This is a genomic window from Onishia niordana (assembly GCF_004798965.1).
Lineage (GTDB): Bacteria > Pseudomonadota > Gammaproteobacteria > Pseudomonadales > Halomonadaceae > Onishia > Onishia niordana.
Map to the genome: position 1 here is coordinate 224,473 of NZ_SDSD01000002.1, position 13,173 is coordinate 237,645.

A 13,173-nucleotide genomic window follows, 5' to 3' on the forward strand; every position below is an offset into this window, starting at 1 on the left:
CTCACGTTGAGGAGATCCGATCATGTGGCAAGGCCTACTGCTCTGTGCGCTCGTGTCATTAGCCGGCATCGCCGCGGCCGCCCTTCCGGGGCTCGCCGATAGCGGCGTGAGCCCGCTGGTGTTTGCGCTGCTGATGGGCCTGGTGCTCGGCAATATCCCCCTCGACCGTCTGCCCGGCCACCTGTCCCGCCTGCCGTTTCTTGAGGGCGCCGGACCCGGCCTCGCCTTTGCCACTCGCTGGCTGCTACGCGGTGGCATTGTGCTATTCGGGCTGTCGCTCACGCTCGAGCAGGTGATCGCACTGGGCCCCAGGATTCTACTGCTCGACCTGCTGGTCATCTCAAGTGTGCTGGTTATCGGCTACCAGCTCGGCACCCGCTGGTTGGGCCTGGACCGGGAGACCGCCCTGCTCACGAGTGCCGGTAGCGCCATCTGCGGCGCCGCGGCGGTACTGGCCACCGAGACCACGATCCGCGCCCGCCCCGCCGCCACCGCGATGGCAGTAGCTACCGTCGTGCTGTTCGGCACGCTGGCCATGCTGGTCTATCCGCTACTCTATCCATTGACCGGAATGCCCGAAGGGCTCTTCGGCATTTACATCGGCGCCACCGTGCATGAGGTCGCCCAGGTCGTCGCTGCCGGTGATGCCATCGGTCCCGATGCGCTGGCCAATGCGGTGATCGTCAAGCTGGTGCGGGTGATGATGCTGGTCCCCTTCCTGCTGATCGTCGGCCGCTGGTGGCTGAGCCGCACGGCAGAGGATGGCGGTGAAAACGCCGGGCGCCCGGCGAGGGGCATGACGATTCCCTGGTTCGCCTTCGGTTTCGTGGGCATGGTCATCTTCAACAGCCTGGTCACGCTGCCGGCGGCGCTGTACCAAGGGTTGGTAGTGACCGGCCAAATGGCACTTACCATGGCCATGGCCGCACTCGGCCTCAATACCCGACTGGCGAGCCTCAAGGCGCTGGGCGTCAAGCCGCTGATCCTGGCGCTGTGTCTCTTTACGCTGCTGGTGCTGGGGGGCGGGCTGGCGAGCCTGGCGCTGATGGGCTGAGCGTGTAAGCCCACCGCCTGCGATCAAGATTGTCGATCACAGACAAAGACGCCGCACCCTTCGGGATGCGGCGTCGTCTTGCCTAGGCTCTGATCAGCACGCAGGATCTAGTCTTCGAAACTCATCTTGGGTGCCGGGGCCTCGGGGAGCAGGGCCGTGCAGGCGCGCACCTTCTCCATCAGTGCCTCATGCGTCGGCGCCACCAGGTTGACGTGACCCAGCTTGCGTCCGGCCCGCTCGGCCTTGCCGTAGCGATGCAGGTGGCTGTCCTCAATGGCCAGTAGCTCGGCGGGGTCGCCCTCGCGGCCAATCACGTTGACCATGCAGGTCGGCGCGCGGGCCGCGGTATCGCCAAGCGGCAGGCCCTGAATGGCGCGCAGATGGTTCTCGAACTGGCTGGTCGCCGCGCCGTCCTGGCTCCAGTGGCCAGAGTTGTGGACCCGTGGGGCCATTTCGTTGGCCATCAGGCCGCCATCGCGGGTCTGGAACAGCTCAAGAGTCAGCACCCCGACGTAATCAAGCTCATCGAGCAGCGCACGAATATAATCGTCGGCGGTCTGCTGAACGCTGTCATCAAGGTCCGGTAGCGGTGCCACCGAGTAACGCAGGATGCCGTCGACATGCTGGTTCTCGGCCATCGGATAGAAGACCACCTCCCCGTCGCGGCCACGCACGGCGATGATCGATACCTCGCGCACGAAGTCGACGAAGGATTCGACGATCAGTCGCGAATGCTTGATCGAAGCCCAGGCATCGCTCGCTTGCTCAGGCGACTTGAGCACTGCCTGCCCCTTGCCGTCATAGCCCTCGGTGACCGATTTTGCGACCACCGGCGTGCCAAGCTCGCGCGCTGCGGCCTCGAGTTCCTCGGCGCTTTCGACCAGCCGATAGGCCGGCGTGGGGATACTCAGGCGATCGAACAGCGCCTTTTCCTCGGCGCGGTTCTGGCAGACGCGAATGGCTTGACTGTCGGGGTAAACCGGCCTGTGTGCCTCGATGGCCTGCACCAGCGATACCGGCAGATGCTCGAATTCGTAGGTGACCAGATCAACCTTGGAGAGGAAATCCTCGAGCTGGCGCTGCTGGTCCTTCGGGTCGAGGATCATCACCTCGCCGATGCCGGCGCTCGGGTTGCCCGTGGTATCCAGGAACACGAAGCGGTTGGCCAGCGGGTAACCCGCAAGGGCCAACATACGCCCCAGTTGGCCGGCGCCCAGCACGCCGATGGTGGTTCCAGTCGCGTTATTCGCAGCATCACTCATGACAGCTTCTCCTACTCAGCCTGGGGATCAGGGTTATCCAGTACCTTTTGCGTCTGCTCGGCCCGGAAGGCTTCGACGGATTCACGGACCTTAGCATCCTGCAGGCCGACGATCTGTGCCGCCAACAAGCCCGCGTTGGTGGCGCCGGGCTTGCCGATGGCCAGGGTACCAACCGCGATACCGCCGGGCATCTGGGCGATCGACAGCAGTGAGTCCAGCCCCTTGAGCGACTTCGACTCCACCGGCACGCCGAGCACCGGTAGCGGCGTCTGAGCGGCCACCATACCGGGCAGGTGGGCGGCGCCGCCGGCACCAGCGATGATCACCGAGAGGCCGCGTTCGGCGGCACTCTTGGCGTAGTCGAAGAGCAGATCGGGCGTCCGGTGGGCGGACACCACCTTGGTCTCGTAGGTCACGCCGAGTGTCTCGAGCATCGTCACCGCATGCTCCATCACTGGCCAGTCCGACTTGGATCCCATGATCACGCCAACGCGGGGTGGCTCGTTCGACGGCTGCATCGCCTTGCTCCTGATAGTTGGGGCTGCACAACCTTTGGATGGCGCACAGCGGGGCGAGGAAACGGCCCGACACAACCAAGGTCCAGCCGCCTGAAAACCGCGCAGCATACCGCCTCGCACGCGCTGGGGGAAGTCTCTTGATGGTTGGGCGTCGCCCGGCGGAGACAGCAACTTGCACCCTGCGTGCGTACTTGCTTGTTAGGGTCATCCCATCGACGTCGGCAGGATTGCCGGCCATACCGAGGCCCGCCCTCGGAAATACCAGAAGGAGACGCCCTAATGACACGCTACCTGACCCTGATCGCCGCCCTGACCAGCGCCCTGACTCTGGCCGCCTGCGATGCTGGCAACGAAGACACCGCCGCCAACAGCCATGCAGGCAGCACCAATCAAGGCACCGAGCATGGCAAGGAACAGGGCTCTACCGAGAAGAACCTCAGCCAGCAGAACGCTGATGGCAACAATGGCGATCAGCAGGGCGAGGCCCTGGAAAACGCCGCCACACTGACGTTGAGCGGCACGCTCAGCGGTCCCGATAACATCAGCCTGCCGCCCAAGGCCGACATCCACGTACAGCTGATCGACGTCTCCCTCGAGAATGGCAACGCCAAGCTGCTGTCCGAGGAAGTCTTCGACGCCGAGAAGATCGCCCTGCCCCTGCCCTTCAGCCTGAGCATGCCGAGCCAAGACCTGAACGATGACCACCGCCAGGTACTCCAGGCCGAGGTCCGTGACGCCGATGATCGAGTGCTGTGGTCGACCGCCGAACCACAACCCCTGGCCCTGAGCGCCAACAGCGAGCCGGGCCCCATGGCCCTGATGCTGGAGCCGGTGGAAACTGCACCAAACGAGGAGCTGGAAGCAGGCGAAAAGGCCGTCAGCCAGTCAGATCAAAAGACAACGACTGACAAGACAGCAGACAAGGCACCTGAAAACGCCTGAGGCGAGACCGGCATGATGCAATGAGTGCTGTGTCACCCTAGCCGTTAACCCATGCAGCCACACTAATAATAGGCCCCGCCGGGATCACCCGGCGGGGCCTTCGTGGCGTAACAGCCTGCCTTTTTGACTCACCTTTTGATGCGACGTGCCAACGTCCTCGCCTTTCGCTGGATGACTGGCGCCATCAGCTCACCGTCGGTGAGGCCTCACGGCGACAGGCAAGCCAGTTACCGGCAATGGCCAATGCCATCACCGCCGCGCCTGCCACCTCGGCGCGCAGATCAGGGTAGAAGACTCCAATGATTGCCGGCACGATGGCCAGCCGCACCGGCCAGGACATGCGGGTGAACAGGAAGCCCTCCAGGGCCGCGGCGAAGGCACCGAGCGCCAGAATGGCAATCACGCCATTCCAGATCACCACCGGCACAGGGCCGCCGATGATGATCTCCGGATTGAAGACCATGAACAGCGGGATCAAGTAAAGGCCCTTGGCAAACTTCCAGGCCTGAAAGCCGGTCTCCATAGGCTTGCTGCCGGCAATCGCCGCCCCGGCAAACCCCGCCAGCGCAATCGGTGGCGTGACGTTGGAGTCCTGGGAATACCAGAACACCACCAGGTGGGCGATCAGCAGTGGCACGCCGAACTCATTGGAAAGTGCCGGCCCCACCAGCACTATCAGCACGATATAGCTCGCCGTGACCGGCAGGCCCATCCCCAGCACCAGGCTCGCCAGCAGCACCATGAGCAGCGCCAGCAGCAGGTTGCCATCCGAGAAGGCCAGCATCATGGCCGAGAACTTGAGCCCAAGGCCGGTCAGCCCCACCACGCCCACGATGATCCCGGCCACCGCACAGGCCATTGATACCGCCACGGCATTACGCGCACCGAGCTCCAGGCCCTGCGTCACCTTGACGATACCCGACCACAGCGCCTCAACGATGCGCGGCCCTGTTACCGGTTTGCCCTGTGCTGGCGCCACGAACAGAAACCACACCGAGAAGCGAAGTGCCGCCACCGTCAGCATGGTGATCACCGCAAAGTAGCCCACCCGCATTGGCGACATGTTCATTACCAGCAGCCACACCAGCACCCCAAGCGGCAGCAGGAAATGCCAGCCCGAGCGCATCACCTCGCGCATCTGTGGCAGTTCAGCGCGCGGCATGCCTTGCATTCCCTGCTTGAGGGCGATGATGTGGACGAACAGGTAGACAGTCGCGAAGTACAGCACCGCCGGCAGCACGCTGACCTTGACCACCTCGAGGTAGGGCATCTGGGTATATTCAGCGATCAGGAAGGCGCCAGCGCCCATCAGCGGAGGCATGATCTGTCCACCGGTGGACGCCGCGGCCTCAATACCCCCGGCTTGGGCCGGCTTGAAGCCGAGTCGCTTCATCAGCGGGATCGTGAAGGCCCCGGTGGTGACCACGTTGGCAATGGCGCTGCCCGAGATCGAACCCATGCCCGCCGAGGCGAGCACCGCCGCCTTGGCCGGGCCACCCCGCTGGCGACCGGTGGCCGCATAGGCCAGATCGATGAAGAACTTGCCGGCGCCGGTGATCTCGAGGAAGGCGCCGAACAGCACGAAGATGAAGATGTAGGTGGCGGCCACCCCCATCGGCAGGCCGAAGATGCCTTCCTGCCCCAGGTACAACTGGCCCACGACCCTATCCAGATTGTAGCCGCGATGCTCCATGATGCCGGGCAGGAACTGACCCAGCCAGGGCAGCTCACCCCGCGGGCCAGCGAAGGCATAGAGCAATGCCAGAATGCCGATCACCGTCATGCCGAGCCCCACCGCCCGGCGGCTGGCCTCGAGGACCGTGACCGTGGCAATGCAGCCGATGATGATATCGGTATCGTTCCAGAAGCCGGCACGGTTGAAGATGTCATCCAGATAAAGCACCAGGTAACCGCCGGTGACGACCGCCCCAGCGAAGAAGGCCAGGTCAATCACTCCTCCCACGATGCCCCGACGGCGCTTTGGGCCGAAGACAGGAAACATCAAAAAGGCCAACATCATGATCAGCGCAAGGTGAATGCTTCGCTGATAGAAAAGGCCCAGCGGCTGGATACCGGCTGAATAGAGCTGAAAAAGCGACAGGCCCACCGCCACGAAAGCGATCAACCACAGAAGGGGGCGCGCATGATTGGTCTGACTGCCAGGCACGACAGGGGAGTTTTCCGAATCGCTCATAGAGTCCCTTCAATACGATGATATCGCCCGACTGCTCCACTAGCCGACGGGCGTAAGAAAAACGATCAGGGCGCAGGCATTGGACGCAGCTCGATGCTCACCCGCTGCCCCGCTGCCAGCTCGCTCAAACTTACGGTCTTGCCAGCATGGATCAAGCGATGGTTGACCCGCAGCGACCCGACTCTCAGCAGATAACGATTGCCGAGCACCGGCTCGTGGATATCCTCGATCCAGTAACCGCCATGGCCATCGCTGACCTGTCGCCCCCGGCCCGGCACATGGCCAAGCCCGGCGGCAAAATCCGGCTGATGGCTGCGCTCAAGCACCATCTGCCCCTGGTCGTTGCGGTAGCAATCAAGGACCGGGAAACCTTCGACCGAGTGGTTCCATTCGAGACACCAACCTTCGCCCTCTGGCACCGATAGGCTCGCCAGCAGCGTATCGCGACGCCCCCTCACCTCGAGCACTCGATCCTGAGACGGACCAGCACTGGCCTTGGCGGTTGCCGTACCGTCGTGGCGCTGTGATGCCGCAAGGACTGACGTGATGTCAGTCACGGCCAGTATCAGTATCGCCGCCAAAGCGAGCCACCGCGAGGCGACTCCCGACCGGAAAACAGGCAGCCAGGCCGTTGGAAAGCGTGAGCCACAACACAAGGGGGCGAGCCTACTGGCCCGCCCCTTTGGATCGTCATGCTTCGAAGACGTCATGTCATTACGGACGCTGAGCGTCTGCTATATCGGCACCCACTTCCTCGTAGTAACGCAGGGCACCCGGATGGAATGGAATCGGCGTGGCGTCTGTGCTGAATTCTACCGTGGTGTCGTTGGCCGCCGGGTGAATGTCGATCAGCTTGTCGGTCTGCTCAAACAACAGCTTGGTGACATCGTAGGCGAGTTGCTCATCCATCGAGGCGTTGACGGTCAGCACGTTGGGAATGCCGATGGTCTGCACCGGGTCTTCGATGCCCTCATAGATGCCGGCGCGCAGCTGGTAGGGCGCGAACACCTCGGATTCCTGACGGGCGTTGGCGACTTCCTCGTCGGAGAGCCCAATCAGGTGGATATCACGAGTGGTGGCCAGGTTCAGGATCGAGCTGGTCGGCGGACCAACGCTCCAGAAACCGGCCGCGATATCGCCATCACGCAGCGCATCGGCCGTCTCGTTGAAGTTCAAGCGGCGTGGGTCGAAGTCATCGTAAGTGATGCCGTTGGACTCGAGAACGGCGCGAGCATTGAGCTCGGTACCACTGCCTGGTGCCCCCACCGACACCACCTTGCCTTTGAGATCGGCAAGATTCTCGATTCCGGAGTCTGCCAGGGTCACGATCTGGACGGCGTTCGGATACAGCGAGGCGATGGCACGCACGTCTTCTACCTGGCGGCCCTCGAAGTCACCGGTGCCGGTGTAGGCCTGATAAACCGTGTCGGCCAGGGCGATGGCCAGATCCGAGTCCTCGCGGTAGATCAGCGCCATGTTTTCGACCGAGGCGCCCGTCACCTCGGCAACGGCTTCGTAGCCCTCGAGCTGGTTGTTGATTAGCTCGGCGAGGCCACCGCCATAAGGATAATACGTGCCGCCGGTACCACCAGTGGCAATCGAAATCTGTTGGGCCATGGCCGATGATGAGGCCGCGATCACTGACGCAGCGAGAGCATACTTGAGAACGCGCATGGAAACTCCTTGTGACAGGGCTCGTGGCATCGCGCTTGGTGACACGGCACCACGGCCCCGATGTTGTTGGTTATCTGCAGCGACCCGGCACCCGGCTCTCGCCGGTTGCCCTACCAATTTTATGCATATTCGCTAAAAAGCTAGCACGGGGTCGCGCGACGTCACCATGCTCATGCGACCAATGGATAGACTCTATCGCTTTTTATTCCCGTCGATATCTGCTTCGCCACCGTCTTGGCCATGGACACCGCCTGTTGATCAATCGCGCCCACCCTGCAGCCACTCGAGGGCGAGTTCGTGCTGGCCACGTTCATCCGTCACGAAAAGCGTGTCTTCAGAAATCATGATGGCCCAATTGATGCTGCGCGGCAGATCCTGGGCCAGCGCCTCCAGCGCCTCCTGAGGCAGGGCGGCAATGGACAGATTCTTGAGGGTGGCGACCGAGGGCAGCACCTTGGTTTCCCAGACCCGCAAACTGCCGTAGGCGAGCAACGACAACTGCTCCGTGCGCCTTGAACACCAGGTCAGGCGTTCGGCATCCGGCTGACCGACCTCGATCCAGTGCAACACGCGCCCGTCCAGGCTCTTCACCCACAGGGCAGGCTCATCAACATCGGATAGCCCCCGGCCAAAGGCCAGCGACTCGTCATACCAAAGTGCATGGGCCAGCAGACGGGCCGCCATGCGCGGCTCCGTCTCGGACGGATGACGAGCCACAGTGAAACGCAGCGTCTGATAGACGTTACGGTCAAGATCGGTGAGATTGAGATCCACCTTGTAAGGGGTCGCGGAAAGCGCCATGCAAAACGTCCAGTCAGGGGTATCGGAACACCAGTTTACTCCCCTTGTCGCCTTAGCACGATGACGCCACATACGGGTCTTGACCACGAGGAAAAAAGATCGCAAAAATCGTGATAATTCCTCTGGCGCAAGTCGCCAAAACCTTGCATGCTGAGCCCATCGAAAGCCAAGTCTACGGAGCGTCATGAGTACGGCACGATTATCGACCGGTTGGGATGCCCTCGAATCCTCGCGAATGGCACCTGATCTGGACGTCAGGGAACTGGAAAAGCGCTCGCGCTTGATGCGCATCGTTTCACGCAAGATCGCTCTTTCCGAGCTCCCCAATCGCGAGATTGCCCAACGCGCGGGCATTCCTTCCAAACGGCTAAGCGACCTGCTGGCCGGCAAGATCGAGCACTTCTCGGTCGATGAGCTTCAATCGCTGCGCCATTGCGTCTGCGTCGATGATGGCAGTCCCCTGCCGCCCTAGCCACACAGCCCCCTATTATGTTGACCTGATGGCAGGCCAAATCGCTGATCGCTTTTAAGCACGGTTGCGATGCCAACATCGCGACACCGTGACAATGCCACGGCGACAAGCCACGTCCGGTCGATAGACAATGAAAATCCAGCCTTGCCATGAGGCTGGATTTTTTGTTGCTGGCAAACCGCCGTCCATGAGAGCGATGCCTACGCCTCCGGTCGGCACGCGCCGGCTCGCCACCTTCACTTACCTAGCGTCAGAGACCATGCGGATGCAATCAGCAGAGCCCCCCGTCAGGCGAGATATTGTGCTCATCGGGGGCGGCCACAGCCACGTCGCGGTGCTGCGACGCTTCGCCATGCACCCCGAGCCCGGGATCCGCCTGACCCTGGTCTGCCGAGATACCCACACGCCCTACTCCGGCATGCTACCGGGCTATGTCGCCGGCCATTATGACTTCGACGAGGTACACATCGACCTGCGTCGCCTGGCCCAAGCCGCCGGCGCCCGTTTCGTGCGCGATGAAGCCATCGGCATCGCGCGCACAGAGAGAACGGTTACTTTCGCCCATCGCCCGCCGCTGCCCTATGACAAGCTGTCGATCAACATCGGCTCGACACCCCGAATCGGCCAGGTACCCGGCGCCCAGGATCATGCCGTGGCGGTCAAGCCGATCCGTGAGTTCCGTGAACGCTGGCGCGACCTGCTCACCCGCCTCACCGAGTCCTCAGGACAACATCAGGGCCCCATGCGCCTTGCCGTGGTGGGTGGCGGCGCGGGAGGTGTCGAGTTACTGCTGGCCATGCAATATCGGCTGCGCCATGAACTCGACGCACAGGGCCGCGACCCGGATATCCTCGAGTGTGCGCTTTTCACCCAGAGCAGCGAGATCCTGCCCACCCATAATCGCCGGGTACGGGCACGTTTCACGTCACTACTGAAAGACCGCGGCGTCGCCGTTCACGTCAATCGACCGATCACCCGGGTCGAGGCCGGCCGGCTGATCGATACCGAGGGCGAGGCCTTCAGCGCCGACGAGACCGTCTGGGTGACCCAGGCCGGCGGTGCCGCCTGGCTCGAGGATACGGGTCTCGCACTCGACAAGCAGGGCTTCATCCGGGTCAACGACTACCTGCAAAGCGTCAGTGACCCCGATATTTTCGCCGCCGGCGATATTGCCAACCAGGACGGTCGCCCCCGGGAGAAGGCCGGGGTCTTCGCGGTACGCCAGGGGCGACCATTGGCCGACAACCTGCGCGCCAGCCTGATCGACAGGTCGCTGACCGCCTACTGTCCACAGCGCCAGTGGTTGGCCCTGATCAGCAGTGGCGACCGCTACGCCGTGGCCTCTCGCGGCCCCTTTTCCTGGGCCGGCGCCTGGCTATGGCGCTGGAAGGACCGGATCGACCGGCGCTTCATGGCGCGCTTCAACGATCTGCCGGCAATGACCGATCAGACGCCGTCCCGAAGCGAGAGCCGCGTGACGCTGGACAACGCCGAACACACCCAGGCGCTCTCGGCGCTGGCCATGCGTTGCGGCGGCTGTGGTGCCAAGGTCGGCGCCTCGGTACTGTCTCGCGCGCTCGCGGGCCTCTCCCCTATCGAACATGACGACGTGCTGGTGGGACTCGCCTCTCCCGATGACGCGGCCGTGGTCAGGGTGCCGCCGGGCAAGGCCATGGTGCACAGCATCGACTTCTTCCGGGCCTTCATCGACGACCCCTATGTGTTCGGTCAGGTCGCCGCCCACCATGCGCTGGGCGATATCTTTGCCATGGGGGCAAAGGCCCAGACAGCGATGGCCGTGGCTACGGTGCCGCCAGGGCTTGAAGCCAAGGTCGAGGATACTCTTCGTCAGATGATGACCGGCGCCGTCGAGGTGCTCGACGCCGCGGGCTGTCAGCTGGTCGGCGGCCATACCGGTGAGGGTCAGGAGCTGGCGCTGGGGTTCTCCATCAACGGCCTGATCGATGAAGCGCCCGAACATACCCTGCGCAAGGACGGCCTTAACCCGGGCGATGCCTTGATCCTGACCAAGCCGCTGGGCACCGGTACCCTGTTTGCCGCCCAGGCACAGCTTGCCGCACGGGGCCACTGGATCGATGCGGCACTGGACAGCATGTGCCAGTCGAACCAGGCCGGCGCGACCTGTCTGCAGGCTCACGGCGCCCGCGCCTGTACCGATGTCACAGGCTTTGGCCTGCTTGGCCATCTGATCGAGATGACCCGCCCGTCGGGCGTCGATGCCGAGCTGTCGCTATCGGCCCTGCCGCTGCTAGAAGGCGCCGAGGCGACCGCCGCGGCCGGCATTCTGAGCTCGCTGCAGCCGGCCAACGCGCGCCTGCGCCGGGCCATTCGCGACCCGGTTCCTTGGCGAGAGCACCCCCGCTACGGGCTGCTATTCGACCCCCAGACCGCCGGCGGCCTCTTGGCCGGCATACCGGCAGACGACGCCGAGGCCTGCGTCGCCGAACTCCGGGCACTGGGGTATCACGAGGCGGCGATCATCGGTCGGGTCATCTCACCGTCCGAGGATACATCCGACGACCCGGCGCCGATCCGGCTGCGTGAATGAGGTAAAAGACCGGGGAAAGCATCAGCGATGGCCATATTGCAGGGCGGTGCTGGCCGCCCTGCCTGCCGCTTGCACAGGACAAGGCAGCCTTTTTTTGCGTACCATATCGACTGATCACACCCGCCGCGGCGGTCCCACCTTCGCTTCACAAGGATAATGTCGATGCTCAAGCGCCTGACGCTCGCCCTGACCGTGCTGCTGACCGCCCCGGTGGCCAGTGCCGAGACCTTCGTTTTCACCGCCATCCCCGATGAAGACGAGACCCGCCTGCAGCAGCGCTTCCAGAATGTGGCCGACTATCTGGAAGAAAAACTCGATGTCGATGTGCGCTTCGTGCCCGTGAAGTCCTATGCCGCCGCCGTGACCGCCTTTCGTAACAACCAGGTCCAGTTGGCCTGGTTCGGCGGCCTCTCCGGCGTTCAGGCCCGCGCCCGGGTGGAGGATTCCCGTGCGCTCGCCCAAGGCGTCGAGGACGCCGAGTTCATGACCTACTTCATCGCCCACCAGAGCACCGGGCTCGAGGAAGGTGAGGGCCTCAGCGACGAAATGCGCGACATGACCTTCACCTTCGGCTCCAAGGGCTCCACCTCGGGTCGCCTGATGCCCGAGTACTATCTGCGCGAGGCCTTCGGCCAGCCGCCGGAAGAGGTCTTCTCGCGGGTCGGCTTCAGCGGCAACCACAGCCGCACCATCTCGCTGGTGGCCTCGGGTGCCTATGACCTGGGCGCGGTCAACTACACGGTATGGGAAAACGAAGTCGAGGCCGGCAACATCGATACCGACCAGGTCGAGGTGGTGTGGAAGACACCGCACTACCCTGACTATCAGTGGACCATTCGCGGCGATGTCGATGAGCGCTTCGGCGCCGGTTTCGCCGACCGCGTCCGCGAGGCCCTGCTCAACATGGAAGACCCGGAGCTGCTGGAAAGCTTCCCCCGCTCCGGCTTCATCCCGGCCAGCAACGATGACTACGCGATCATCGAATCCGTCGGCAAGGAACTGGGCCTGATCGACTGATGAGCACGCTGGCCCTGATTGATGCGGTCGCCGACTATGGCCACCAGCGAGTGTTGGGGCCGCTAAACCTGACCCTCAAGCGTGGAGAGCGCGTCGCGCTAGTGGGCAAGAGCGGTGCCGGCAAGTCGAGTCTGCTCTCGGTGATGCATCAGCACTGGCGGGGCCGAGGCGCCGCCCTGATGCCTCAGGAGCTAGGACTGGTCGCGTCGTTAAGCGTCTTTCATAACGTCTACATGGGCGCCTTGGCGATGCACCCCACCTGGTACAACCTGGTGACCCTGGCGAAGCCCTTCCGCCGCGACGTGGCGGCCATCCGGCCACTGCTTGAGCGGCTATCGATCGACGACAAGTGCTGGGCGCGCGCCGGCGAGCTTTCCGGTGGCCAGCGCCAGCGGGTGGCGGCGGCTCGCGCCATTCATCAGGGCGGCGAGGTGCTGCTGGCCGACGAGCCGGTCTCGGCGCTGGATGGCCCCCAGTCGGAAACGCTGATGGTCGAGCTGACCCGAGCCTACCCCACCGCCGTGCTTGCCATGCACGATGTCGAGCTGGCACTGCGCTATACCGATCGCGTCATCGGCATCGCCGAGGGCGGTATCGCACTGGATGCGCCCAGCGTGCAGCTCACCGCTCAGGACCTGCTGCCGCTCTATTGAGGCATCCACCGCAAGGC

Annotated in this window: 12 protein-coding genes; 6 read left to right on the top strand and 6 right to left on the bottom strand. The window is 63.6% G+C overall.

Going from position 1 to position 13,173, the window contains the following annotated elements; all coding sequences use genetic code 11:
* Positions 1-22 precede the first annotated feature (22 nt).
* On the top strand, positions 23-1,054 hold the full coding sequence (locus ETC27_RS05085) for a YeiH family protein (RefSeq protein ID WP_136253922.1): 1,032 nt from the start codon (positions 23-25) through the stop codon (positions 1,052-1,054).
* A gap of 107 nt (positions 1,055-1,161) precedes the next feature.
* Here ETC27_RS05085 and ETC27_RS05090 read toward each other — a convergent pair whose 3' ends face one another.
* Both ETC27_RS05090 and purE read right to left on the bottom strand, forming a co-directional pair.
* Positions 1,162-2,316 (bottom strand): 5-(carboxyamino)imidazole ribonucleotide synthase, encoded by a 1,155-nt coding sequence (locus ETC27_RS05090; RefSeq protein ID WP_136253923.1) that lies wholly within the window; start codon positions 2,314-2,316, stop codon positions 1,162-1,164.
* Positions 2,317-2,327: 11 nt separating this feature from the next.
* Positions 2,328-2,834, bottom strand: a complete 507-nt coding sequence (gene purE / locus ETC27_RS05095; RefSeq protein WP_136253924.1) for a 5-(carboxyamino)imidazole ribonucleotide mutase — start codon at positions 2,832-2,834, stop codon at positions 2,328-2,330.
* 279 nt (positions 2,835-3,113) lie between these two features.
* Between purE and ETC27_RS05100 the strand changes: the two genes are divergently transcribed.
* A complete protein-coding gene (locus ETC27_RS05100; RefSeq protein ID WP_136253925.1) occupies positions 3,114-3,776 on the top strand; it encodes a YbaY family lipoprotein in 663 nt (220 codons plus the stop codon).
* 184 nt (positions 3,777-3,960) lie between these two features.
* Here the strand turns inward: ETC27_RS05100 and ETC27_RS05105 are convergent, their stop codons facing one another.
* The 4 genes from ETC27_RS05105 to ETC27_RS05120 all read right to left on the bottom strand — a co-directional run bounded on the left by ETC27_RS05105 (position 3,961) and on the right by ETC27_RS05120 (position 8,445).
* Complete coding sequence (locus tag ETC27_RS05105; RefSeq protein WP_136253926.1) at positions 3,961-5,970, bottom strand: TRAP transporter permease; 2,010 nt, start codon at positions 5,968-5,970, stop codon at positions 3,961-3,963.
* A 65-nt stretch (positions 5,971-6,035) separates the two neighbouring features.
* Complete coding sequence (locus ETC27_RS17530; protein WP_439331792.1) at positions 6,036-6,518, bottom strand: DUF1850 domain-containing protein; 483 nt, start codon at positions 6,516-6,518, stop codon at positions 6,036-6,038.
* Between the two features lie 166 nt (positions 6,519-6,684).
* A complete protein-coding gene (locus ETC27_RS05115) occupies positions 6,685-7,644 on the bottom strand; it encodes a TAXI family TRAP transporter solute-binding subunit (protein ID WP_136253928.1) in 960 nt (319 codons plus the stop codon).
* A gap of 258 nt (positions 7,645-7,902) precedes the next feature.
* Complete coding sequence (locus ETC27_RS05120; RefSeq protein WP_136253929.1) at positions 7,903-8,445, bottom strand: YaeQ family protein; 543 nt, start codon at positions 8,443-8,445, stop codon at positions 7,903-7,905.
* Between the two features lie 184 nt (positions 8,446-8,629).
* On the opposite strand from ETC27_RS05120, the gene ETC27_RS05125 reads away from it, so the two are divergent.
* The 4 genes from ETC27_RS05125 (at position 8,630) to ETC27_RS05140 (ending at position 13,156) form a co-directional block, all read left to right on the top strand.
* Positions 8,630-8,917 carry an XRE family transcriptional regulator gene (locus ETC27_RS05125; protein ID WP_136253930.1) on the top strand — a complete coding sequence of 96 codons (288 nt, stop codon included), beginning with the start codon at positions 8,630-8,632 and terminating at the stop codon, positions 8,915-8,917.
* 196 nt (positions 8,918-9,113) lie between these two features.
* Complete coding sequence (gene selD, locus ETC27_RS05130) at positions 9,114-11,486, top strand: selenide, water dikinase SelD (protein WP_205742688.1); 2,373 nt, start codon at positions 9,114-9,116, stop codon at positions 11,484-11,486.
* A 162-nt stretch (positions 11,487-11,648) separates the two neighbouring features.
* Complete coding sequence (locus ETC27_RS05135) at positions 11,649-12,503, top strand: putative selenate ABC transporter substrate-binding protein (RefSeq protein WP_136253931.1); 855 nt, start codon at positions 11,649-11,651, stop codon at positions 12,501-12,503.
* Positions 12,503-13,156, top strand: a complete 654-nt coding sequence (locus tag ETC27_RS05140) for an ATP-binding cassette domain-containing protein (RefSeq protein ID WP_136253932.1) — start codon at positions 12,503-12,505, stop codon at positions 13,154-13,156. Before ETC27_RS05135 ends, ETC27_RS05140 begins: the two co-directional genes overlap by 1 nt.
* The last annotated feature ends 17 nt before the right edge of the window (positions 13,157-13,173 follow it).